Here is a 24,186-nt window from a genome sequence, read left to right on the forward strand (position 1 = left end):
CATTATTGGTCAATAAGCGTTCCGCCTGCTTTACCCATAACGAAACAATATACGGTAGACATATTTACCACGTTTTGCGCCGGTGAACCATATGAAATGATTGTTGAAACACTTACTGCAATTCAGGCTATACATTATCCTCATGAAACCTTTTTGTGTGACGAGGCCGATGACCCTTACCTGAAATCAGTTTGTAAAGAACTGGGCGTTCATCACATAACAAGAACTAAAAAAATCAACGCCAAAGCTGGCAATATTAATAACGCATTAGCCCAGTCATCAGGCGAACTATGTGTAATTCTTGATCCCGACCATATACCCGTACCCGAATTTCTGGATCCGATAATAGCTCATTTTGATAACCCGGAAATTGGTTATGTGCAAATTGTGCAGGCCTATTACAATCATGACATTGGATGGATAGCTAAAGGCGCGGCACAACAAACCTATCAGTTTTACGGCCCGATGATGATGTGCATGAACAGTTATGGCACTGTGCAGGCTATAGGCGCCAATTGTACTTTCAGGCGAACAGCTTTGGAATCCATTGGCGGACATGCGGCCGGGCTGGCTGAAGATATGCATACGGCAATGCAGCTCCATGCACGCAATTGGAAATCCGTTTATGTACCCGCTGTACTGACCCGGGGCCTGGTTCCGGCTACTTTGTCAGCTTATTATAAGCAACAATTGAAATGGTCGCGGGGTGTTTTTGAGCTTCTTGTGACTTCCTACGTTAAACTTTTCAGAAAATTCAACTGGCGGCAGAAACTTCATTACGGTCTTTTACCTCTATTTTACTTATCTGGTTTTGTATTTCTTATTAATTTCTCAATTCCGGTTATATCCCTGTTCACAGATGCTTTTCCGTTAAGGATGGACTTTTCTGAGTTTTTAGTTATCAGTGTTCCTTTTATAACTTCAGTAGTTCTGATCAGGCATTTTGTTCAGCAATGGGTAATGGAGGATAATGAGCGGGGGTTTCATGTGGTGGGAGGATTACTGCTCATAGGTACATGGTGGGTTTTTATATTAGGTTTTGTCTATACTATTATCAGGAAGAACGTTCCTTACATAGCAACCCCCAAGGATATCAAAGATGAAAAAAATTTAAAAAACAACTTACCCAATATTGTAGTGTTGGCTGTATCCATCGCAGCTATTATTTACGGCCTTTACAACGACTGGAATCCCTATACACTTTTTATGTCCGGCATCGTTGGCCTGAATTGTATGTTCATGATATTTATGCTTATCGCAAGTTCAGAACTCAAGTTTCAGGCCTACCTGGATAAACATGCCACATTATTTACGGTCGTTTCAAAAATACAGCATGTTAAAATATTTTTTTGGCTGTTAAGAAGAAAGATATATTTCGGTGTAAGGAAAGTTAGCCTGATACTTAGCATATTAGTGGTTGGCATCTGCATATATGCTTCTCAGGAATCGGATGAAGATGCAAACTTTAATGTTGCGCGTGGTTTCGATGCTAACAATGATAATAGCAAAAAGTCTTTTGCAGAGTTCATCTCTTCATCAGACACCACCGGGTTATCGCAATTGATCAGGCAATCGCGACTTTACAATAGCACTTCGCGAGCGTCTTCAGATACTTCGATAAATATTATTGAACAAGATCCAGTCACCGGTCAAAAACGTTTATCAGTAAACCCTCCATTCTTTTCTTCAGTAAAAGGCGTAATCTACTCTAAAGGAAACTACTGGTACAAGAACATAGCTCCGCTAACCAAAAAAATGATAGTTAATGATTTTGAAGACATTCGAAAAGCGGGGATAAATACAATAAAAATATATGGACCTAATATTTACGACCACTCAATTTTTGAAGCAGCCGCACAAAAGGGCTTAAAAATTAATTATAGCTTCTGGGTGCCTGCCCCATCAAGCTTCATTAATGACACCACCTACCTGCACGAGCAATTCAATATCATCCTTAACACCATAAATAAAAATAAATCAAACCCTAACATCAGTGCCTGGAACTTAGGCAATAGTACCTACCAGCAACTATCCCAATTTTATCATGGGCCACAGTTGTACCAGGCCCAACAGCATTATATCAATTTGTTAAAACGTTTGGTAAATGAAATTAAACATGAAGACCCAACAAGGCCATTAACCATCGACCTTTTATCCTCACCCACACTCAACCCTGCTATGCAAATATTAAAGGAGCAAATACCGGCAATTGATGCTTTCGGAGTAATTGTTGATAATAAACAGTCATTGAAATATGTTAGCCTTGATTTTAAAATACCTTATTTTTTCAGTTGCACTGATCCCGGCGCACTCGAAGGTGTACAGCATTCCGGCGGAATTTTTTACGCTAACTGGCAGGATCAACAAAGCGGCACTGCTGTCACGTTTGACGGTTTAAAAGACGTATGGGGCAGAAATAAACGTTACCTTTATAAAATAAGCAAGAACTGGAATGGCAATACACCTATCTATAATTTGCCCGATATTAAAATACTGAAACCTGCATTAACAACTACTCCGGGGGCATCCCTGCGCTATAACGCCCTGGTATTTTCCTACGGCCACTGGAACATCGCTGCCTATTTAAAAACCGGATTGAAATTTGAATGGTATCTTGTCAAAACAGATAATTGGGGCAATGCAACCGGCATGAAAAAGGTAGGAAGCAGTCCGGATGTATACGTTACAATCCCCAAAAATGACGACAGATACAGGCTGTACCTTGTTGCAACCGATGGCGATAATGTAACTGTTGACTACGCAACATTAAATACCCCTTTTCAAAATTAATCGTCAATGAAAAAAAGTCCGTAAAGATTTATTTAGCGATCAGTTTAGGTATAATCCTCGTTATATCCTTTTGGGGCATTAAAATTTTCCGCAGTGATTATTTTACAAACAACTACTACCGCAGCAACGAACAAGTGGTTGGCATATTTAACCGCAGGAATTTAAGTGATACCTTACCGGCCAAACCTATTATTTGTTACACGGCAGTGTTTAAAAATACGGCTATAAGGTCAAGCCGGGGCAATGTGGATACAGCTTTGGCTAACAATGATGTACTAATCACCGTGGAAACCTGGCTTAAAGGTGTAGATTATAAAAACAACGTTTTAACTGAAGTGCTCAATGGTAGTTTTGATAAGCAGATTCATGAACTGGCTGTTTTGGCGGCAAAAAGTCACCATCAGGTTTTTATCCGCTGGAATCCTGACATGGAAGTACCGGCCAGCGTATTTCCATGGCAATATAAATCGCCTAAAGACTATATTACTTCATTTAATTATTTTTCAAAAAATTTAAAATGATTGCCCCAAAGGCACAAATCATATGGGGTCCGTCTGGTTATCCCGGCGATACCGAATACTGGCCCGGAAATAAGACCGTTGATTATGTAAGTATAACACTTGGAAGCCAATCAGAAAATACCACCCACTTTTATCCAAAAGACAGTACGGTTTCTGATATGTTAAAACATAAGCTTCATCGCTTAAGGTTTATAGACAAACCGGTATTGATCATAGACAATAATACCGGAAAAACACCTTTTAAATACAGTTGGCTAAACGAACAAAAAGACTATTTTATAAAATACCGGAATACCGTATACAGTGCCGACAACTACGCGGATAGTGCCGCTAAAAAGCCGGTAAGGGCCTCGCTCAAGATTGGGGTATTTGACCCAAATAAAAAACTGCTCAATCAACCAAGAATTAGTGTAGAACATCTTTTTACAGATTGGGGCGAAGTTGAAAGAGGCGATTTTGAAAAAAATTTTCGGAGGTCATTAACCGTCACCATGAAGTTATTGTAACTATGGAGCCATGGCGTGACACCAGCGGAATACCGGATACTGCTGTTATGGAAAGTATATTAAACGGCCGTTATAACAAACAGATTAAAAAATTATTTAATATAATTTCTGCCACACAAAACATCGTTTATCTCAGATGGATGCATGAAATGGAGATCCCTATCCACCGGTACAAGTGGCAAAGCCAGGACCCTGTTACTTATATCAATGCCTTCAGATATTTTATGCAGTTTGACGGAGGACCGGGCAAAAATGTCAGAAAGGTTTGGGGACCTGCCGGCGACCGGGGCTCGGCGGATTTTTGGCCCGGAAGCGATGTAGTAGATTATATCAGTATAGCCATTTACGGTTTGCCGGATAAAAACATTACCGATCAGGATAAGCAGGAAGCCTTCAGCACCATATTTAACCGAAAATATTTTCGGATGAGATTTCTTGATAAGCCTTTGTTCATAACCGAATTCGGTGTAAAGGGATCAGAAAGCTTCCAGGACAAATGGCTTGCCGATGCCGCTGAAACAATAAATGCGAACCCTCATGTTTTTGGCGTTTGCTACTTTAATTTATATGACAACCCCAAAGCCTGGGGTGATATTAAAGCACCTAACTGGAGCATTACTCCGCAGTCGATGCTCAAATTTTGCAGTTTATTGAAACAGTAATCATATTAATGATTGGTAAAATAGATCACTTTTATTTCATATTAAAAAAATTTATTAAATTATAAAACATAAAACACTACCCTTGGTTGTATCATAACACTATCTACCAAAATCAAATGTTATGTTTCACCATGTAAAAGAACTACAATTTAACGCGCGCGTATCGCGCCCCGATCCCCGGTTTGCCAATTTATTGCTGGAACAGTTTGGCGGAGAGAACGGCGAACTGGCCGCAGCCATGCAATACTTCACGCAGGCCTTTGGTGCCAAGGTGCCGTACCCCGACAAATATGATATGCTGATGGATATCGCCACAGAGGAATTCAGTCACCTTGAAATCGTGGGCGCCACTATTCAAATGCTCCTCAAAGGCGTTAATGGCGAACTTAAGAATGCTGCCGACAGTTCCGAGATCATGCAGGTTTTGAATGGTAAAGCTGCCAAAGAAGATATTATTCACCAGGCAGTATTCGCCAATCCACAGTTTGGCGTTATTACAGGCGGCGGTGTTACGCCCCGCAACAGCCAGGGCATACCATGGTGTGCAAGTTATATCCATTCAAATGGCGACCTGACCGTCGATCTTCGCAGTAACCTTGCCTCAGAGTCACGCGCCAAGCTGGTTTATGAACACCTGATGAAATTCACCAATGATCCTTACATTCACGAAACACTGTCTTTCCTGATGACCCGTGAAGTGGCGCATTACAAGATGTTTGAAGCGGCTTTAAACGATATCCAGCCGAACTTTCCACCAGGGGTACTGGCAGCCGATCCACGCTTTACCCAGCAGTATTTCAATATGTCTAATGGTGCCGACGTTCACGGCCCGTGGAACGAAGGCGAAATGCCCGATTTGGAAAAAGAATTTATTTACATAGCTGACCCGGTAAAGCACGTCAGGGAAACACAGGGCCTCACCCAACTGGAAGACGATAAGGCGAGGGAACTTAAACAGGCCGAAAAGCTGAATAAGCAAATGAGCCAGGAAAAAAGCACCGAAGTAAAGGACTCTGAGCCCGAAGGCGTGGCGCAATGGAGTATTTATCCTGATAATAATAAAACGGCCTGAAATACTTAAAAAAACTACCGGCCGTCATCCTGCTGATGACGGCTTTTATTAAACAGTTGCCCAGGCATTTTTAATGCCGCTAACTCCCCCTTTTCGAAAGCTTTAGAGCTAACGATTTTTTAAGAAAGTTTAAACAACTTTCAATAAGCGTCTGTGTTCCGGCTTTCGTTAGTCAACTCAACAACAACACTTTTTTAAAAGAATCTATGATAACCAAAGAAGAAACACCGCAAAAGCAGGATAGGCAGCCAGGTATTGAAGCAAAGATGCATCCGGCTCCGGAATACATTAAAGACAACTATAAAGCTGCCGGAAAGTTGCAAGGAAAAATAGCCCTCATTACCGGGGGCGATAGTGGAATTGGCCGCGCGGTAAGCGTACATTTTGCGCAGGAAGGTGCTAATGTGGCCATCGTTTACCTGGAGGAGGACGAAGATGCCGAAATCACAAAGGACCTGGTTGAATTAACAGGCCAGCAATGCTTGCTTATTAAAGGGGACGTAAAAGACCCGGCCTTTTGCAAACACGCGGTACAACAAACCATACAAGAATTTGGTAAACTCAATATCCTGGTGAACAATGCAGGTATGCAATTCCCGCAAAAAGACGTCAGGGCAATTGATCCCGGACAACTGGATGTTACCTTCCGCACCAATATATTTGCCTATTTTTATTTTGCAGAAGCTGCATTAGATCACATGCATGCAGGCGATTGCATTATCAATACCACTTCGGTAACCGCCTATCGTTCTTCGCCTTCGCTTATTGATTACTCATCAACCAAAGGCGCTATCACTACCTTTACGCGATCACTGGCTACCAACCTGACAGAAAAAGGGATCCGGGTTAACGCCGTAGCGCCCGGACCGGTCTGGACCCCACTTATTGTATCCACCTTCGACGAAGAAAAGATCAAAAAGTTTGGCTGTGAAACGGCTATGAAACGTGCCGGACAGCCTTCTGAGCTTGGTCCCGCCTATGTTTTCCTGGCTTCAGACGACTCTTCCTTTATTACAGGTCAGGTAATCCATGTAAACGGCGGCGAAGTAGTAAACGGATAAGACGACACCTGTTAAAAGTAAACCCAAGCACAACGTCAGTTATCTTCCTCCGGGCAGAGCCCGGCTTCGCAGTAAAAGAAAATCACCTTTTTTTGTGATAATAACATCACCATGAAAACAACAAATTGATAATTGCAGTTCCTCTACCTCACCACCGGCTGTAATCCTGCTTATCGAAATAAAAAAATAGACGGCTCACCGATAGCAGCAGTGTAAACAGGGGCGGCGGGCCATCGTTATTTCATTGGTTTGTGGATGGGCATTAACGGTACTATGTGGAACTGAGCTAAAACATTGGCATTGGTAAAAGCGGGAATACACAAACTTAAAGCCAGTCTATACTTTTTAATTATTCACCTTTCGCTTTTGCTAACTTATCAAACTCCACAACACCAGCACGGGCGGCCCAGTCGCTATACATTGCTTCAAGTTCAGCTACTTTTTGAGGGTATTGGACACTCAGGTCATTTAGCTCGGAGCGGTCCGTGCTGATATTATAGAGTTCCCATTTATTTTCGGGGCGTTGCGATACCAGTTTCCAGTCGCCCTTCCTTACAGCACGATTGCCCTCGTGTTCAAAAAACAGCCCGTTATGTCCTTGCCACTTCTGGCCTTTAAATACCGGGACAAGACTTATACCCTCCGTGGGTGTAATGCTATTGCCATGATAAACTTTGGGATAAGTTGCTCCGGCCAGATCAAGGCAGGTAGCCATCAGATCGATAATGTGGGCAGGTTTATTGACTATTGCCCCCGGCTTAATCACATCGGGGAAATAAGCTATAAAAGGGGTAGCTGTGCCGCCCTCATATTCCCAGTGCTTAAACAAGCGAAAAGGCGTATCGCTCACATTGGCACCTAATGACCCGTACGATGTAAAAGATGTTGGATCACTTGCAGGCTTACTGTTTGCAGCCAGTACCTCGGAGGTAAAACCCGGTCCGGCAATAGTTTCATTACTGGCCCCATTGTCTGACAGGAACATGATCACCGTATTTTTATCCTCGCCCAGCTCTTTAAGTTTTTTCCTGATGCGGCCTATATTCTGATCCATCCGGTCAACCATCGCAGCGTATACGGCCATTTTAGTATCAAACTGCTCTTTTTCTTCAGGAGTAAGGCTATCCCATTCCGGTACGCTCTTATCCCTTGGCGAAAGCTTTTCATCTTTGCGAATGATACCTAATTGCTTTTGACGTTCAAGCCGTTCCTGCCTGAGTTTATCCCAACCTTTCAGGTACTTGCCTTTGTATTTGGCAATATCCTCAGGCAGCGCCTGAATTGGCCAGTGCGGACTGGTAAAAGCCATGTACAAAAAGAATGGCTTGCCTGTACCTTTATTACCCTCAATAAATTTAAGGGCATAATCGGCATAAGCATTGGTTGAATACCAGTTTGGTCCCGGTGTATATTCCTTATCATCTAAAGCAATGGTAAGCTTTTGATTAGGGCGGTACGGCATGGTTGGAGTAAAATAGCTGCTTGCACCGTCTATCAAACCAAAGTAATGATCAAAACCGCGTTTAACCGGCCAGCGCGAGGGGTCTGTACCCACATGCCATTTGCCTGCCATCAGCGTATTATAGCCACCTTCTTTAAGCGCTTCGGCTATGGTTACGCAGTTTTGGTTCAGGTAGCCCTGGTAAGCCGGTACATCGCGGTGGTTTACCATATCGCCTACCCCGGCCTGATGCTGATAAAGCCCAGTAAGTAACGACGCGCGGGTTGGGCAGCAGCGCGATGCGTTGTAAAACTGGGTCATGCGCAAACCACCTTTCGCCATCGCATCAAGATTGGGCGTTTGCGTGTCGGAGCCGAAACAGCCTATATCCGAGTAGCCCATATCATCGGCCAAAATAATAATGATGTTTGGCCGCTTAGCTGGTTGCTTATCCTGGGCAAATATTGGATTGCTTGCTACTGCAAAAAGAAAGATGGTTTGAAGGAACTTTTTCATAGGAGACGATTATCGCAATCTATTTAAAATTAAGGGTAATATCATCCCTGTTACTATTGGATGTTTTTATCCAAAGCAAATGATTGATTTTATCATAATACCAGCCAGCTGTTTTGTCTAATGCTTCAACATGATCAGCCGCTTTCAATGTTTCATTATTTTCTATTATTGAAGATGGAGCATTATCATAAGCCCAATGTATTTTTGTCAAATAAGTATGCTGCGCCGGGGTAAAGTTACCTGTGGGCTTTTTAATTTGCAGTTGCCAGCCATCGGCAGTATTGGTCACAGCAATTTGGGTGATCGCCTTGTCGCCCTGTTTATATTTTAAACTGATGCCATCATCTTCATACAACTTAAACTCAGATGCCTGGCCCAAAAACACGTCCAGCGTTATCACATCTACCGGTTTTTCATCCATGTATTTCATGGCCAGTTGCATTGGGATAATGCCTCCTGCTTTTACAAAAATGGGTAGATGATCTGGAGGGGTCAGGATATGGATATATTGCTTTCCGGTATATTTTATGCCCGTCCAATAGTCAAACCAAATTCCTTTTGGTAAATAAACAGTACGCGTTTGTGCGCCCTTTACAGTTACCGGGCAAACCATCATGTTGTCACCAAACAGGTATTGATCGGCTATATTGTAGGTATTGGGATCGTCCTGGTATTCCAGCACCAAAGCGCGCATAAGCGGCATACCGGTTTGATATTGCGTGTACGCATTGCTATAGATATAGGGAATCATCCTGTAACGCAGATCGTCGTACTTTTTAAAGTTAGCCAAAGCCTCAGCCCCATAATTCCAGGGTTCTTTATAGCCCGGATGGTCCATACCAAAAACCATAGCTACCGGACTAAACATACCAAACTGTACCCAACGCATGTATAATTCCGGATCGGCCGCGTGTTCAAAACCGCCCATGCAATGTGCCCAATATCCAACGCCCGACAGGCCAATATTTAACCCGGCTTTTATAACCGGAGCAAAGTATTGCCATTCGCTTGGCCAATCACCGGCAAAAATGAAGGGATAACGTTGGATCCCTGAATAACCTTCCCGGGTTTGATTTAATCCGCGAATGCCATTATATTCCTGAAATTTTAAATACGGAGCTTTAGCATAAGCGATGGGAAATACATTATGAAGTTGTGCCACTTCTCTACCAGTAGGCCCAACTTTTTCACTTTCATTGGCTAATGAACCAAAGGCACTGCCTTCATCTGTTTTCAGGAATTTAGCACCAATTGAGGCTACTTTCATCACGCCGTTATACCACCACCAGTTTGCAGCCCGCTGATCAAAAAGTTCACAAACTCGCCTGGTTTGCCATTTTCGGGATAGGTAAAACCTTTGGCCTGTGCCTCATCAAGCAGGTTCAGATTTTTGGCGTTATCAAACCTTGGGCGGATATGCAGGCCCACCATTTTAAAGTTCATGGCATACAGGCTATCAAACATGGCTTTGGGATCCTTAAATGTTTCGCGCCATTCAAAGGAGGTAGCTCCTTTGCCCCCATTTTTACCAAACAAGCGCCAGGTTGAATCGAGGAAAAGGATATCAACCGGGATCCCCATCTCGCGCATTTTGCGGGCCAGTTCTATTACATATCTGTCCGAAGTAAGTTCCTCATGTCCCCAGGTGCCGCCGCTATAAGTGCCCATATGCAAACCGAAGGCAAACCTCGGCAACAATGGCGATTTACCTGTGATGCTTAAATAACTGCTTAAAATAACCGGGAACGTTGGACCGTAAATAAAGTAGTAATCCAATTCGCCATCATTCGCTTTAAAGCTGTATTCATCATCAGTTTTGCTACCCATATCCCATTCGGTAGCTGATGAATTATGCAGATAGATGCCATAGCCCTTAGTGCTCATAAAAAATGGCACCGGGCAGTAGTTAGCTTCGTTGATATTATAAGCGCCAAGCAAATTATTTTTGCTTTTTCCCCGGCCCACGTTCAGCTTTACCAGTTTGTTACGCTGTTCGGTAAAATCCATGCGCTCACCAAAGCCAAAGAAATGCTCATCGGGAAGCAAGTCTTTAGTACACATAACCATATCACCTATGTGATGCAAACCTCCATTTTGTTTACTATCAGGCACGTACTCTGATGATAACATCACGCCCTTGCTGTCTGCGACATTAATTATAAACGGTGATTTAATTACCGTGATAATCAAGGCCGACGTTTGGATTATGTATGCCGATTTAGCATCAGTTATTTTATAATCAACAGCGGGCCACGTATAATTTTCCTGCATTAAGTGCTCATCCGGTGCAAATTTGCGGCTCCAACTGGCCCTTACCCGAAACATGGATGCTGAGCACAACTCAATTTTAACATCTCCGTTGGCGTTACTGAATAACAAGGTGTTGCCATCTTTTTTGTATCCGGATTTATTGCTGCCAATACCCGTTTGCGCAAAGGCAGTCACCCCGATTAAAACAAAAGCTAAAAACAAGGATACCTTTTTCATTATTTGCTCAGTTTATAAACTTCGCTGCCGGCCAACAGGAAACACCCCAAACCATAATCTTCAAAATCGGGCACATTATTGTACCCTACCGGCTGTCCGTCTTTTGGCTCTTTGCCTGTTCCCTGTACAAAACCCAGCATGCCATCCGGATGCAGGCACTCTTTTGCAATGGCATTCCATGCTTTGAAAACTATTGGCAGATAGGTTTTCTTTTTAAGGATCCCATGATTGATCCCCCAGGCCATACCGTAAGTAAACAAAGCCGTGCCCGATAGTTCCTTACCGCCAAAATTGGTCGAGTCCTTCAGGCTCACATTCCAATAGCCATCAGCACGTTGCAGAGGCACCAAAGCCTCAATCATTTCTTTATAAACCGATAAGTATTCATTGCGATGAGGTGCATTTTTAGACATAACTTCTAACACGCGCAGCATGGCAGCCACTACCCAACCGTTCCCGCGCGACCAGTAGCAATCCGCTCCGTTAGGCTCTTTATATGGGGGTACAAAGTCTTTATCACGCCACCAAAGATGATCGACCGTGTTATACAATCCTTTGCCACCGTGAACGGTTTTTGAGTAATTGTAGATGTCGAACATCTTTTCATAATACTTATTGTCGTTATACACCGCACCGAGCCTGGCATATACCGGCATAGCCATTTGCAGCGCATCTATCCAGTTCCAGTCATCCTTTTTTTCGCTGTTCACCATCAGGTCGATGCTTTGCTTTATTTTTTCAATGCGTTCTGGCTTTTTATCTACCAGGTAAAGATCGATATAGGTTTGCCCGCAGCATTGATTGTCGGCATTACGGGTATCAACAGCGCCACGAGGGCTCCACTGATGTTTTTCGCCCCAATCAACTGCATAATCATAGTACCTTTTTTGAGGATCGATTTTATACATCGCCATCAGCCCTTCGTAATAAACAGCCCTCGTCCACAAATTGCTGGTACGGGTGACATTTTTTACGGTAACAGACGTTCCCGGATCCGGCCATTTCTGCATAAAATAATTATTGGCCAGGGCCATACCGGCCAACACCTCTGTTTTTGCAGGCAGTTGGGCAAATGCACTACCTATCATACCCATAACAGCGCATGCGCTTAATACCGTTTTTATTGTAAGCAATAATTTATTCATATCGTAGATTTTATATATCCATTCTAAAAAGACACGTTAAACATTAAGGCATTTTCCTGAGCCCTTCCCACCTTACTTTCCACTTCCCATCTTTTGGGAAACCGGGATTTACAGTGGTTGAGCCATCCCAGCCGGCACACATCATGGCTACAGCGGCCAGTAAACCACCGTTGCCAGGCAGGTACATGCGTAATCGCCCGTCCTGGTAATTGTGGCCGTTGGCTAAGTAAGTATTGGTTTTTATGGGCATAAACAAAGCATCGACAGCTTTATCAGGCATATTTAAACGGGCTGCTGTCATGGCAGTCATTGGGAAATCCCAGCCCCAGGTATCCTTCCAATCCCATACATCCCAAACCAGGTTAAAGGTTTCCTTCATTACCACGGTATCCAGTTTATCATTATAGGGCAGCATACCATAAGCAGCCAATACTGCCGGGTGGTCTGTTTTTAATTTAGGATTAGTATAGGCATCGGGCGAGCTTTCAGCAGCGAGGTAAACGCCATCCTTTTGGGGTAACCGGGCCAATTTATCCAGGATTTGGGCATACTTTTTATCCGGCTGCAAGCCCAGGCGTTTGAGCCATTGCTGGGCGGTATTTAAAGCCCAGCGCCAGTATTGCAACTCATAGGTTGGATTATATGTTTCTTCGGGCTTGTAACGTTCCTGCGCCAGGATAATTCCTTTGCCTAAATTATACCGGTCATGCTCCTTATCATAAGTGGGAAACGAGGCCATAAAATCTGCATCGGCCAGTACAAGGTCTTTATATTTGTCGAGGGTTTCCTTATTTGGGTGCGCGCGGTAGTCCAGCTCAGCAAAATAAATAAAATGCGGTTGCTGCCAGATCAGGAATGCCCCTACCGATGATGGGCTTTCATTGCCATCGGGATCGGTCATTTTTTGCCAGCGGATGCCATCATATCCTTGTCTTTTGGCGATAGCCCTGGCATTGGCTTTTACGTGATGGTACCAGTCCAAACTGTTTTCGAGCAATTTCTCTCTGCCCCATAGTGCAAAATGGATCCCGTGCCACCAGTGCATCTCGAGGTGCGGTTTACCATACCAGCTGTTATACGTTAAGCCGGTTTCCTGCGGGGGCTGATGACCAGAACATTGTATTTTGGTAAGATATTGAGACAGCACCACCCTGCGTTCCAGTTCCTTTGCGCGGGGATCGGTACTGCCACTGAAATCGACCGCACCTCCGCTTTGCCAAAAGGCTTTCCATTGCTGTATGCTGTTGGCTTGCGTTTGGGCAAAACCAGGTAAAGCCGCAGTGGATTTCTTTGGATTAAACGAACAGGTAAACGTCAGTTCAGCGGCTTTATCCAGAGGCGTTAACACAAACTGATGGGCAGCAGTATGCTTAACCGAAGCTACACCGTTCCAGGCGAGGCGAACAAAATATTGGCTGGTATCCAAACGATGAATGATGGTAGCCTCGCTGGCACCGGAACCAACAATTGCCGAATAGTGTTTTTGCGGATTTTTCCAGTTATCGCCATAGTCGGCAAACTGATTGGTGGGGAAAGGGAAACATAGCCTTACCTTAAGTCTCCCCTGCGCTAACAATGGCGATTGTACTTTCACAGCTATCAGATCCTGCCCCTGGTGCGCATAGGTTTCAACTTTTACCTGTTCGCCGTCAAAAGTAAATGAGCTGCTGATGCACCCTGTCCACAAATTAAGTTCCTGCCGGATATTTTGAATATCGGTTATCTGTGCCTCGCTCACATCCTTATGCAATAACAGGAAACCAAGGTTACCCAATTGCAGGCGATGTACATTTTCCCTGAACCAATTGGCAGCATTCCTGTTACGGCCGGGCTGGTTCCATTGTATCGAATAACTTACGTTACGGCCATTGAGCGTATAGGTTTTTAAAGTTTCATCAAACTTGTAGCCTGCTGTATCTTTAAAGCTGTGCCAGCCCCACTCTGATTGTGTTCCTAAGGGAATGCCCTTATCGTAATGTTCAGGAAAAGTTTGCAAGCCGGTAGCATCAACCGTAAAAGCAAATCGACCATTACCAACCGAGAGAGGAGAAAGCGTATCCGTGCCACTATTTATGACATTGTGCCTTTGCACCAAAGCCTTACGGTCAATTTTATTTTGCGCCCTCAATAAAACCGGCCAAACAACAACAAATAATGCAAAATATACGGGCAGTATTTTCTTCATGTTGAGGATGCTATGATTCTATTTTAAATATGAATGGCGATGCTGTCATGTATTTACCGCCCTGCGATGTAGTAAACATGTAAGTGGGTTTACCATTTTGAAATAAAAGCTGAGGCCTTTCAAACCTGCCGTATTTATTCAAATATTTCGGTGGCGGTGGTTGATTGATATGGTAATAATCGGCGTTAAAATAGCCAATCTCCGGTTCGCCCCATTTTTTACCGGTTTTTGATTCCATGTATAAACCATACTGGTGATTAAATACCCCCATGTCCCGGGCAAGCATTCTAAAGCGTCCCCTGTCAAGCCAAACAAAAGCATCCTCCAACTGGGCATTATTGCCTCGTCCCGAAAAATCTATAACCGGGTTGCCATCATACTTGATATAAGGGCCTTCCAGCTTATCGGCAATAGCTAAACCATATTTACGGTTCCCCTTTACCAATGGGTCGGTTGATGTTTCATATTCTTTGGTGTTCCATGATTTATAAAACAGCCAATATTGCCCGTTGGGATGTTTAACAAACGCGGGGTTTGTAGTACAATGATCGTCCCATGCACCTTCGGGACCGGGCAGCAACAGTGGTTCATCCGGACGGGTCCAGGGGCCGTCAAGCGAATCGGCTGTAGCCAGGCCTATTCGTTTTGTATTGGTTTTACCGTTGGAGTTGCCCATAAAAAACAGGCAATATTTACCATCAACTACTTTTATCGACGGGTTATGACAGGTAGTAGCATCCCAATAACCCGGACCACGCGGGGCGAGGATTGTTTCTAAAAACTTATACTCGCTTTCCGGCGTATCTGCCACAGCATGGCATATTTCAGATCCGTTGATCCATCCGCCCATTTTTTTGAAGCAATCCATCTTGAAAAAATACGTGGATCCTGCCATCAGGTCCCTCTATCGGGCTATTGCACCAAACGTAATAACCCTCCATTTCCAGCTTACGGCCAACAGGCTTCAGTTTTTTAGCGAATGCCGAAACATGATCATTTGGATTACCAAAAGCCAAACCCGGCAATAACGCCATTGCCGAAGCCATACTTAACTGTTCAATAAAATCTCTTCTTTTCATCATCCGGACACAATCAATTACAGAACCTGTTACTTCAGATATTTATTGAGCGCCAACTGATTGAACGATCGGATGCCCTGAATAACCATGCTGGCATTTAGCTGCGCACCCGGCTCAAGTGTATGCGTGGCATCAGTACCGAAGTAAGTTGATTTAACTTTTGCTTCGCCCTCCTGGTCATAATCATCGGCAATCAGTTTGTTTAGGTCGATGAAAAACGCCCCGGTTTGTTCGCCCAACTCACGTGCCCATTGCCCATAGCTGTTTTCATTATTGCGGCCTGCAGATTTGCCATCTTTCCACACATTACGGGGTATAGGCGAACAAATAATAGGCGTTGCGCCCTTCGCTTTAATATCCGCAATAAATTTGCGCATATACCAGCCGTAGGTATGTACCACCTCTTTTACTTTCCGTATCGGGTTGTATATTTCCTGCTGTTCGCCGCCAATACCTTTGATAGTTCCGCGGGCCCGGGCTGTGTCATCAAGCGCGCCGCTATCATTATGGCCAAACTGCATGATCACAAAGTCGCCGGGTTTGATTTTAACCAATACCTTGTCCCACAAACCCATAGTTTGGAAGGTGCGGCTGCTGGTGCCCCCAAGCGCGTCATTTTCGACCGTTATTTTTGTTGTATCAAAATAAGGGGCTATGTAATTCCCCCATCCCCATAAACCACCATCGCCTTTGCCTTTACCATTTTTTACAGTCGAATCGCCTATCAGGTAAAAGGTTGGCTTATCGGCAGGTTTCATCAACATAAAAGAAGATAACAGCATAACCAGGACAAGCAATAAGCCTAAGCCGGCATTTGTACGGATCATATTTTTCATAGCAGCCCGAAATTTTAGTTTTTAAGGTATTTATTCAGAGAGTTTACGGGATTGGCCCGGATGCCATCAACTACTGATTCTGCATTTATAGTAGCGCCCATCTTGTTAGTATGGGTATGATCTCCGGGGAAAAATTTCTTAACCGAATCAGCTCCCCATTGATCATATTTATCGGCAGTGATATGGTTCATATCAATAAAGATGGCACCTTCCTGCTGTGCCACTTCTTGTGCCCATTTACCATAATCATTATCGGCACGAATAACTTTGCCATCACGAAATTCATTACGAGGGATCATGGACAGTACTATAGGTGTTGCACCTTTAGCTTTGGTATCCCTTATAAATTTGTGAAAATACCAGCCATAGGTATGTACTGTTTCTTTGGTACCATTAGGCCAGGTAAGCTCTACCGTTTCATTACCTGTACCCTTTAATACACCCCGATAACCGGCTTTTGTGGTATCGGGCTTACTGCCTTCATTATGACCAAATACCATCATCACATAATCGCCCGGTTTTAATAATGAATCAACCTTGTTCCAGCGGCCTTCCTTTATAAAAGTGCGCGTGCTGCGACCAGCCATGGCATGGTTTTCAATATTGATCTTTGCCAGATCGAAATAGTATGGGATAATGCTTCCCCAGCCCCATGTTTCTTTATCGTTGTTATGCGTGGTAGAATCGCCAATTAAATAAATGGTTGGCTTTTGCTGATTGATAAAAGACAGGCCGGCAAAGGCCATTATTAATAAAGCTAAAACTGGTTTCAATACTTTCATATTACTTTTTTATGTTTTTAGGCTTCAGTTCGTCAGGTGCGCCGTTGGTATAGGACACAAACACCTCTTTTGAAGCAGTTTTGAAAAGATCATCAACAGTTTCCATCGAAATGCTGTCAGCAGGTTTAAACTGCGGTGACGACATATATTTTAAAATGCTGTAATATAATTGCTTTGCCGCCGGCCTGTCTTCGCCGGTTGTTGGCGAAAGATCGGCACTGCTCACCATCAGGCTCCCCTTACCCACCCTGACTTCAAAGAGCAATGCCAAACGGCGGTTCATGAACCAGGTATCAATAGGCTGAATAACCGGGCGGAATGTTGCCGGAAAATCTTCCAGGTGCATTACCTGCACATTCGAGAGGATATCCCACCATTGTATTTCACTATAGGATGATGTCGGGAAATCATTAAACGCAGGATGCTTAGGATCGCACACAAAACCAAGCGTATGCGGAGGGCGCATTTTAAACCAGGAGGTATTCCAGAAAACAGGAGTAAATGATTGTATAATTTCCTTGCCCTTTATTACCTTACCCGAGGCATTCAGAAATACTTTGCCGCCATTATTGAGTACCTCTTTGGCCTTATCATCCAGCGAAGTAGTATAATACACATCGGTTTTCACAGCAGGCAAGTTTGCGGGATACACCCAAAAATCCCAGTCGTTTACATATTGAGTGTTAGGCACGGCTACTTCAAGGTTCAGTTTTACCGGCGATTTTATTTTTGATAAAGCCACACTAATCACTCCTGCCTGCTGGCAGTTACCCATTACATAGCTTTTTTTATCAAGCACACCTTCGCTAATCACTTTATGTTGCGCATCGGTTAATTTCCAGTTCATCGCGGTTGTCATAGGCTTGCTATAGTTAAACAGCTCAACCTGCGCTTTTAGCGTTTCGTTGTTTTGATATACAAACTTTTCGGTACGGATAAGCGGCACTGTTGCATTGCAAAACCGGGCAAACTGCCTTGCTGTAATATAGCCCTTACTATCCCAAAAGGCATTGAGTACACCAACCAGGGCAGTACCCTGTCCCGGATAGTCATTTAACGAAAGCAACTGAAAGCCCGAATAGCCGGGTGTACGCATGGCTTTTTCAATTTCGTGCTTATAACATAAAGCCTGTAATTTTCCCGAAGCCATCAGGAATTTTTCGGCCTCATCGGCCATTCCATGATCTTGGAGGTCTTCCTGAAAAAGTTCAAAGTTTTTGGCTTTATATATCCCCGTATATTTCCTGATTTCCTTAAAATCGGGGAAAGCACAATATTGCCCCATCTCATGGGCCACAAAGGGCACATTAAACTGAGCTATCTGTTTGCTGTAATCAGAGTAACTTTCGGGCCGCTGGTTCCAGGCCAAACCACGCGCACCCGCACGGGCCATATATTCGTTATTGAGGATTACCGGCCAACTACCGCCTACCGCCGCTCCTGTGTAAAGCCTGCGCGGATCTTTAGCTTTCCAGTAATCAACAAATTTAGTAAGGTATTCTACCTGTTTACCGCTTGGCTCATTACCATAAGCCATCATACAAAACGAAGGATGATTACCGTACCACTTAACCATGCGGTTTGTTCTCGTCATAAATATATTGGTCGATAGGCCGCCCCACACCCAAACCACTGCCATGATTTGCCCATGACGGCCCTTCCACATGCAAGTAGAAGCCGGCTTTATCAGCTGCATCGAAAGCAGCCTCAGGCGGGCACCAGGAGTGAAACCGCATGTGGTTAAGCCCGTGTTCCCTGCAAATCTTAAAGATCCGGTCCCATTCTGCTTCGGTAGTAGGCGGATAACCGGTAAGCGGGAACTCACAGTTATTCACCGTACCACGCAGAAAAACGGGTTTGCCATTTATGGTAAATGTTTTTCCATCGGCCTTAAACTCATGCATGCCAAAATCCACCTGCCTTGTATCTGTTGATCCATCCGCAGTGTGCAGCGTTGCTGTAAGCCGGTATAAAACCGGATTAAATTCATCCCATGTCTGCATTTTTACGCCCATCGGCAAGTCAATCGTTAACTCTGCTACACTATCCTTGATATCAACAGGCTTACTTACAACTGGTATTAGCTGTAAAACCGGGCTATTAAATGCTTTGGCCGAAACTGTGATTTTACCGTTAGCAGTTCCCCTTTCGGTTTTAATCAGTATTTTGATATGGGCTGTTTTTTGTTTCAGATCAGGGTATACCTGGATCTCATCCAGCCAGGTCTGGTCTCCGGCTCTCAGCTCCATTTTGCCGATCACGCCATTCCAGTTGCCCTGTGTATGATCAGTAATACTATGTGAATCGGGTCCTACGTTGATCGCTTTAACGCGGTTATCAATACAAAGTGTAATTTGATGTTTTCCGGGCGATAGTTTGTTTCCCAGATCAAATTGATGCGGGGCTACCAGGCTGTTTTGCATCCCAATTTCGGTATCATCAACCCATAACCTGGTTTCGGTATGAGCCCGTTCGAGAAAAAGCACAAGGTGTTTGTTTTTCCAATCTGCAGGGATAATTACTTCTTTTTATACCATGCAGCTCCTGTATAGTGTTTCGGCGGTGTAAGCCAGAAAGGTATTTTGAGGTTGCCAGGCACCCGGTACTTAGCTAAACGCGGGTTATAAAACCATGAACTGTCATAAATACTTCCTGTCCATTTTGTTTTAAGGCTGATGTCATCTCCTTTTAAGTTTTGGATCATGGAGCCTGGCAAATGGATAGTATCCGTAAGCGGTCTCAAGAACCATTTCTCTTCAATCCCCTTATCGGCCGAATCCATCTGAAACTGCCACCGGCCTGCCAGCGAAATAACACTACCTCTCTTTTGTGCCGAAGGAACTGACCAGGCACTAAAAAGCAATGCCAAACCTGCTCCCACGCAAACAAGAATTCTCTTTAAAAACTTGTATTTATTATTGACCTGCGCCGGCATCATTTAAATTAAGTTTTGTGTTATCCTGAGTATTGATCTGTGAGTTTTTCCACTCCCATGCCTGTGCAAACTGCACATCACCTGCAGTACCCGCCTCAATATTAACTCTATCAAAATGAAAATTTTGCATAGTTGATTCTTTAAGCCCAATAGCATTAATGGCCTTTTTAGCGCCGGTAACTTTAATATTTGAAATATAAACATCCTTAAAGTGCGGGATCCCTTTTTCCGCGGGATCCACTTTATGCAGGATCTTTTTCCAATGATCGGGCAGCGTTGCTTCATTGTAACCATCGGGTAATTTAGAATAGCTGTAGCTTGGGTTCCAGTTCATAGTGATTTGAAAAGCCGTGCCTACGCCATTCATGGTTATGTTTGTAAAGTGGATATCCTCAACCGTGCCGCCGCGCGTAATTGCAGATTTAATGTTTAACCCATTACTGGTTCCGTTACCTGTAAGGTCGGTGGCAAGCACATGCCTGATCCCGCCCGAAGTTTCGCTGCCGCAGGTAAGCAATCCTGCCCCCGCCCTTGATACACATTTGCGGATCACCACATATTCGGTCGGTTTATTTACCCGCAACCCATCCCAATCCCTGCCGGCTTTAAGGCAAAAATCATCGTCGTTACAATCAATATCGCAGTTTTGCACAAGGATCCAGCTGGACGAATCTATATCTATGCCATCTGTCGATGGCCCATGCCCATCAACGTTATTGCGGATGGTGATGCCATCAACAGTTACATGATCTGAGTAAAGCAACTGCACCGTCCAGAACCCCGCCTGTTGCAACGTAACATTTTTAATGGTAACATCTGCCGAGTTGGAAACCAGCAACGTACGCGGACGCTTGGCGTCGTAGTCAACTATCCAGCGTAAACCTTTAGGGTCATATTCGGCCCGCATTTTCCGGTAGAGGTCCCAAAATGGTTTACCCTGTGCGTTTACCAGTCCTTTCCCGGTAATTGCCACATTGGCTTGCCCGGCTATGTTGATCAAAGCGGCAGGCCATTTCATTTCAATACCGGCAACGCGGGTATCAATTTCGGGGTAATCTTTCAGGTCCTGGCTACCCAACAACGTTACTCCCTCATCAATATTGAGGCAAACATTATTCTTTAAAAAAATGGAACCTGTCAAATATTTACCGGGTTTAAATGAGACTATACCACCTCCTTTTGCCGAGCATTGGTCAATAGTTTTTTGTATCGCTACTGTATTTACGGTGTTGCCATCGTTAGCCGCACCATTGTCATTAACATACCACACTACTGTTTTTTGCGGCGCATGCCTGGCCCCAACCTTTTTTGCCCAGTCCAGGTTAGTTTGCCCGTTTACTGCATTCGCGGCAATAACTATCAGGAAAACAGAATAACGTAATAATTTCATAGGTAAGCTTATTCTTTAAATGGTTTATCCCCCCAAGCAGGCATAGCCGTCAACCTAAGGTATAAAAAGCGGGGGAACGTGCGATTCCCCTCTTGAGAGGAGCTGAGGGGTGTGTCTCTGCTTTGATAAACCTACTGCAGAAACACACCCCTGCTACCACTCTCCCTCCGCGCCCCCTCTCAAGAGTAATAGCCCATCAAGAGGCAGTAGCCATTTTGTTAATTAAAAAGTTAAACACCTGGTTATTGCCTCTATTGTTATATTTAAATGTGAACTCATTCAGGTATGATTGCAAATGTCTGAGCGATACTTTATGGTATTGACCATATATCCCCCGTTTTAACAATGTCCAAAAGCCCTCAATCGTATTGGTGTGATACTCTCCCCGGGCATACTCTTCTTTTTCCTTGTTTAATACCTGATGTTCACGGAATATTTTATTTAAACCGGCATATCCACCAAAGCCGTCCGTTACAATAGTAGCATCTGTGCTCACTGATTGTTCAACAATGGGTTTGAGCGTTTTCCCATGTGCCTTATCTATGACCTGAAGCTTTAGACGGCCATCCCGCTCCAATAACCCAATCACGGGCTGTTTATCCTGCATGCCGGTGACCTGCAAATTATTATCGCGCCTTTCCTGCCGCTTTTTCTTTGAGTGATTGGCTTTTTTACCACCTAAATAAGTCTCATCTACCTCAACAATACCCTTAAACAAACCGCCATCCCCGCCGTCCCGCATGGCTTCCCGTATCCGCATCTGCAAATACCAGCCTGTCTTACGATTGCATCCCAGATCCCTGCTTAACTGACGTGCAGATAACCCCTTTTTCGCATTCAGCATTAATGAAATAGCCAAAAACCATTGCGGCAAAGGAAGTTTGGTGCCCTCGAAAACAGTGCCGACCAAAACGCTATAGCTGCGGTTACAGCTATTGCAAATATGCCGTTGGCTTTCCTGGCGCTTGCTGCTCCGTTTGCTGTTGCAATACGGGCATTCTGGCAATCCTTGCCATCTTAATCCTTCAAGATAGTCTATGCAACTGGACTGATCTGGAAAACGCTTAATCGTCTCTATGATATTCATTATCATAAATATACAAATTATTCCTGCCTTTTCATGGGCTATTACTCTCTCAAGAGGGAATTTCCAAATCTTCTATTCAATCCCCACATAAATTGACGGCTATACCCAAGCAGGGGATAAACCATTTTTATGATGATCAAAATCGTTTGTTCATCATTCCCCCGGATCAATATCCGGGATTTTGTGAGTATAACCCAGGTGCCGCATCCAGTTGTGTTTGCGGTACAGGGTAGATAACATAATTAGCAATAACCGGCTTGATAGCTTTCTGGGCATCTTCTTTGGCGATCCAGCTATTCATAATGGTTAAGAGGTTGCCGCTTCTTTGCAGATCGAACCAGCGTGAGCCTTCATCTGCAAATTCTCTGCGGCGTTCATCAAACAGTTGAGCAAGCGTTACACCTGCCACGGATGGCAACCCGGCACGTGTGCGCACCTGGTTAACAATAGCATCCACATCAGCCTGCGAGCCTCCGGTTGCACCGTTCAATATACACTCGGCCTTAAGCATCAAAACATCAGTGTACCTGATAGCGATAAAGTTGATGCCCCAGTCAAACCTACTGGCAGTTGGAATCTTTGTTATATCAAGCCATTTTTTAAAGAACGGGCGGTTTTCTGTACTTCCAGCATTTGTATAGCCTGCGGTGTAGATACTAAAAGCCTTGCGTGTATCGGCAGCGTCATAGCTGTTTGCCAGATCATTTGATACCGGGATAATCTCCAGGCTTCCGTTTGATTTGGTATCCTTGATAGATAAAAAATAAGCGCTTGGTGCAAGCGTCCATGGGTATGAGGCGCCGTAAAGATCACTTGTACCGCTGATACCGCTGGTATACATCACATCAAAAATGGCCTCTTTATTAACTGCAGGGCTTTGATTAGCATATGAAAATATATTGCTGTAAGTAGACTCAAAAGCGAACTTACCACTACTGATAATATCCTGCAACAAAGGCAAAGCTAAATTCCATTCGTTTGATCCGGTTCCCGGCCCTTCAATACCATAATTTGGCGCGGATTTAGCCATATACACCTGTGCCAGCAAGGCTTCCGCTGCATATTTGGTAGCGCGACCTACGTCTACCCCGGTATACGTGGTAGGTAAGTTAGCTATGGCCGATTGCAGATCGGCTATAATCAGTTTGTAAACATCAGCTACAGAACTGCGGCCGATAGAATTAGCTTCAGGCGCAGTAACCGGGTGGTCAATGATTGGAAGCTTGCCGAAATACCTAAGCAGATCGAAGTAATAAAATGCCCGCAGAAACTTAGCTTCGGCCTGTAACCTGGTTGCTAATGAAGCCGAACCTACGTAGCTGCCATTTTTGGCAATCTGGTCAAGCAGGGTATTAGCCCTGAAAATACCGTTAAAGTCGGTGCCCCAGGCTTCGGTAACGTAAGCGTTTGCTGCTAATGAGGGAGAAAAATCATTTACCGGGTCCCAGTCACGTACGGTAACTGAAACACCGTAAATATTATCCGAACGGATTTCAGACATGTTGGCTAACCGTACCGGGTAATTGTGCAGATCGGCATAAATAGCGTTTGTTGCTTGCAAAAAATCGCTTGGCGATTTATAAAAAGTTGCTGTTGTTGAGCTGGATATTGGTACCTGGTTTAAATCCTTATTACAGGAAGCCATTAAAATAACAGCTGATATGGTTGATAGAAAAAATATCTTTTTCATT

At 44.1% G+C, this 24,186-nt stretch carries 20 protein-coding genes and 1 pseudogene; 6 read left to right on the forward strand and 15 right to left on the reverse strand.

The genetic code is table 11. The features are described from left to right. The first annotated feature begins 96 nt into the window (after positions 1-96). The 6 genes from ACRQ5D_RS26045 to ACRQ5D_RS26070 all read left to right on the forward strand — a co-directional run bounded on the left by ACRQ5D_RS26045 (position 97) and on the right by ACRQ5D_RS26070 (position 6,612). The gene (locus ACRQ5D_RS26045; protein WP_218134366.1) at positions 97-2,790 is read left to right on the forward strand and encodes a glycosyltransferase family 2 protein; all 2,694 of its coding nucleotides are present in this window, start codon (positions 97-99) and stop codon (positions 2,788-2,790) included. A 134-nt stretch (positions 2,791-2,924) separates the two neighbouring features. Beyond that, on the forward strand, positions 2,925-3,311 hold the full coding sequence (locus tag ACRQ5D_RS26050) for a hypothetical protein (protein ID WP_431198341.1): 387 nt from the start codon (positions 2,925-2,927) through the stop codon (positions 3,309-3,311). Then, positions 3,308-3,817, forward strand: a complete 510-nt coding sequence (locus ACRQ5D_RS26055) for a hypothetical protein (RefSeq protein ID WP_431198342.1) — start codon at positions 3,308-3,310, stop codon at positions 3,815-3,817. The genes ACRQ5D_RS26050 and ACRQ5D_RS26055 overlap by 4 nt, the downstream gene beginning before the upstream one ends. A 47-nt stretch (positions 3,818-3,864) precedes the next feature. After that, positions 3,865-4,479 (forward strand): hypothetical protein, encoded by a 615-nt coding sequence (locus ACRQ5D_RS26060; RefSeq protein ID WP_431198343.1) that lies wholly within the window; start codon positions 3,865-3,867, stop codon positions 4,477-4,479. A 121-nt stretch (positions 4,480-4,600) separates the two neighbouring features. After that, entirely contained in the window at positions 4,601-5,551 is a 951-nt protein-coding gene (locus tag ACRQ5D_RS26065) for a manganese catalase family protein (protein ID WP_091163592.1), read from the forward strand. 206 nt (positions 5,552-5,757) lie between these two features. Beyond that, positions 5,758-6,612 carry an SDR family oxidoreductase gene (locus ACRQ5D_RS26070; protein WP_091163589.1) on the forward strand — a complete coding sequence of 285 codons (855 nt, stop codon included), beginning with the start codon at positions 5,758-5,760 and terminating at the stop codon, positions 6,610-6,612. A gap of 349 nt (positions 6,613-6,961) precedes the next feature. Here ACRQ5D_RS26070 and ACRQ5D_RS26075 read toward each other — a convergent pair whose 3' ends face one another. The 15 genes and pseudogenes from ACRQ5D_RS26075 to ACRQ5D_RS26145 all read right to left on the reverse strand — a co-directional run bounded on the left by ACRQ5D_RS26075 (position 6,962) and on the right by ACRQ5D_RS26145 (position 24,185). Continuing rightward, positions 6,962-8,569, reverse strand: a complete 1,608-nt coding sequence (locus ACRQ5D_RS26075; protein ID WP_431198344.1) for an arylsulfatase — start codon at positions 8,567-8,569, stop codon at positions 6,962-6,964. Between the two features lie 19 nt (positions 8,570-8,588). Then, entirely contained in the window at positions 8,589-9,011 is a 423-nt protein-coding gene (locus ACRQ5D_RS26080; protein WP_432329872.1) for a DUF5110 domain-containing protein, read from the reverse strand. Between the two features lie 53 nt (positions 9,012-9,064). Continuing rightward, positions 9,065-11,056 (reverse strand): annotated as a pseudogene (locus ACRQ5D_RS26085) (glycoside hydrolase family 31 protein); the annotation flags it as partial. Further along, positions 11,056-12,201, reverse strand: a complete 1,146-nt coding sequence (locus ACRQ5D_RS26090; RefSeq protein ID WP_091163582.1) for a glycoside hydrolase family 88/105 protein — start codon at positions 12,199-12,201, stop codon at positions 11,056-11,058. The gene ACRQ5D_RS26090 and the pseudogene ACRQ5D_RS26085, both read right to left, overlap by 1 nt. Before the next feature lie 43 nt (positions 12,202-12,244). Next, the gene (locus tag ACRQ5D_RS26095; RefSeq protein WP_091163579.1) at positions 12,245-14,386 is read right to left on the reverse strand and encodes a hypothetical protein; all 2,142 of its coding nucleotides are present in this window, start codon (positions 14,384-14,386) and stop codon (positions 12,245-12,247) included. Positions 14,387-14,396: 10 nt separating this feature from the next. After that, positions 14,397-15,236 carry a glycoside hydrolase family protein gene (locus ACRQ5D_RS26100; protein WP_432327087.1) on the reverse strand — a complete coding sequence of 280 codons (840 nt, stop codon included), beginning with the start codon at positions 15,234-15,236 and terminating at the stop codon, positions 14,397-14,399. Beyond that, entirely contained in the window at positions 15,211-15,468 is a 258-nt protein-coding gene (locus tag ACRQ5D_RS26105; RefSeq protein WP_432327089.1) for a hypothetical protein, read from the reverse strand. Before ACRQ5D_RS26105 ends, ACRQ5D_RS26100 begins: the two co-directional genes overlap by 26 nt. 26 nt (positions 15,469-15,494) lie before the next feature. After that, positions 15,495-16,301 carry a rhamnogalacturonan acetylesterase gene (locus tag ACRQ5D_RS26110; protein WP_091163574.1) on the reverse strand — a complete coding sequence of 269 codons (807 nt, stop codon included), beginning with the start codon at positions 16,299-16,301 and terminating at the stop codon, positions 15,495-15,497. Between the two features lie 14 nt (positions 16,302-16,315). Further along, positions 16,316-17,083 carry a rhamnogalacturonan acetylesterase gene (locus tag ACRQ5D_RS26115; RefSeq protein WP_091163571.1) on the reverse strand — a complete coding sequence of 256 codons (768 nt, stop codon included), beginning with the start codon at positions 17,081-17,083 and terminating at the stop codon, positions 16,316-16,318. A gap of 1 nt (position 17,084) precedes the next feature. Beyond that, complete coding sequence (locus tag ACRQ5D_RS26120; RefSeq protein WP_432327090.1) at positions 17,085-18,677, reverse strand: hypothetical protein; 1,593 nt, start codon at positions 18,675-18,677, stop codon at positions 17,085-17,087. Next, positions 18,652-19,569 (reverse strand): hypothetical protein, encoded by a 918-nt coding sequence (locus tag ACRQ5D_RS26125; RefSeq protein ID WP_432327092.1) that lies wholly within the window; start codon positions 19,567-19,569, stop codon positions 18,652-18,654. Before ACRQ5D_RS26125 ends, ACRQ5D_RS26120 begins: the two co-directional genes overlap by 26 nt. 32 nt (positions 19,570-19,601) lie before the next feature. Continuing rightward, positions 19,602-20,021, reverse strand: coding sequence for a hypothetical protein (locus ACRQ5D_RS26130; protein WP_432327094.1), 420 nt, complete (start codon positions 20,019-20,021; stop codon positions 19,602-19,604). Then, complete coding sequence (locus ACRQ5D_RS26135; protein WP_091163566.1) at positions 19,999-21,408, reverse strand: glycoside hydrolase family 28 protein; 1,410 nt, start codon at positions 21,406-21,408, stop codon at positions 19,999-20,001. Before ACRQ5D_RS26135 ends, ACRQ5D_RS26130 begins: the two co-directional genes overlap by 23 nt. A 196-nt stretch (positions 21,409-21,604) precedes the next feature. After that, entirely contained in the window at positions 21,605-22,495 is an 891-nt protein-coding gene (locus ACRQ5D_RS26140; protein ID WP_189549506.1) for an IS1595 family transposase, read from the reverse strand. Positions 22,496-22,661: 166 nt separating this feature from the next. Then, positions 22,662-24,185, reverse strand: coding sequence for a RagB/SusD family nutrient uptake outer membrane protein (locus ACRQ5D_RS26145; RefSeq protein WP_091176216.1), 1,524 nt, complete (start codon positions 24,183-24,185; stop codon positions 22,662-22,664). Position 24,186: the final 1 nt, after the last annotated feature.

The organism is Mucilaginibacter sp. P25 (genome assembly GCF_050859465.1).
Classification (GTDB): Bacteria; Bacteroidota; Bacteroidia; order Sphingobacteriales; family Sphingobacteriaceae; genus Mucilaginibacter; species Mucilaginibacter gossypii.

Coding starts and splice junctions, on each gene's coding strand:
- ACRQ5D_RS26045 (WP_218134366.1), top strand. CDS start 97: ATGATTGTTGAAACACTTACTGCAATTCAGGCTATACATTATCCTCAT.
- ACRQ5D_RS26055 (WP_431198342.1), top strand. CDS start 3,308: ATGATTGCCCCAAAGGCACAAATCATATGGGGTCCGTCTGGTTATCCC.
- ACRQ5D_RS26060 (WP_431198343.1), top strand. CDS start 3,865: ATGGAAAGTATATTAAACGGCCGTTATAACAAACAGATTAAAAAATTA.
- ACRQ5D_RS26065 (WP_091163592.1), top strand. CDS start 4,601: ATGTTTCACCATGTAAAAGAACTACAATTTAACGCGCGCGTATCGCGC.
- ACRQ5D_RS26070 (WP_091163589.1), top strand. CDS start 5,758: ATGATAACCAAAGAAGAAACACCGCAAAAGCAGGATAGGCAGCCAGGT.
- ACRQ5D_RS26075 (WP_431198344.1), bottom strand. CDS start 8,569: ATGAAAAAGTTCCTTCAAACCATCTTTCTTTTTGCAGTAGCAAGCAAT.
- ACRQ5D_RS26080 (WP_432329872.1), bottom strand. CDS start 9,011: ATGCAACTGGCCATGAAATACATGGATGAAAAACCGGTAGATGTGATA.
- ACRQ5D_RS26090 (WP_091163582.1), bottom strand. CDS start 12,201: ATGAATAAATTATTGCTTACAATAAAAACGGTATTAAGCGCATGCGCT.
- ACRQ5D_RS26095 (WP_091163579.1), bottom strand. CDS start 14,386: ATGAAGAAAATACTGCCCGTATATTTTGCATTATTTGTTGTTGTTTGG.
- ACRQ5D_RS26100 (WP_432327087.1), bottom strand. CDS start 15,236: ATGGGCGGATGGATCAACGGATCTGAAATATGCCATGCTGTGGCAGAT.
- ACRQ5D_RS26105 (WP_432327089.1), bottom strand. CDS start 15,468: ATGATGAAAAGAAGAGATTTTATTGAACAGTTAAGTATGGCTTCGGCA.
- ACRQ5D_RS26110 (WP_091163574.1), bottom strand. CDS start 16,301: ATGAAAAATATGATCCGTACAAATGCCGGCTTAGGCTTATTGCTTGTC.
- ACRQ5D_RS26115 (WP_091163571.1), bottom strand. CDS start 17,083: ATGAAAGTATTGAAACCAGTTTTAGCTTTATTAATAATGGCCTTTGCC.
- ACRQ5D_RS26120 (WP_432327090.1), bottom strand. CDS start 18,677: ATGACGAGAACAAACCGCATGGTTAAGTGGTACGGTAATCATCCTTCG.
- ACRQ5D_RS26130 (WP_432327094.1), bottom strand. CDS start 20,021: ATGATGCCGGCGCAGGTCAATAATAAATACAAGTTTTTAAAGAGAATT.
- ACRQ5D_RS26135 (WP_091163566.1), bottom strand. CDS start 21,408: ATGAAATTATTACGTTATTCTGTTTTCCTGATAGTTATTGCCGCGAAT.
- ACRQ5D_RS26140 (WP_189549506.1), bottom strand. CDS start 22,495: ATGAATATCATAGAGACGATTAAGCGTTTTCCAGATCAGTCCAGTTGC.
- ACRQ5D_RS26145 (WP_091176216.1), bottom strand. CDS start 24,185: ATGAAAAAGATATTTTTTCTATCAACCATATCAGCTGTTATTTTAATG.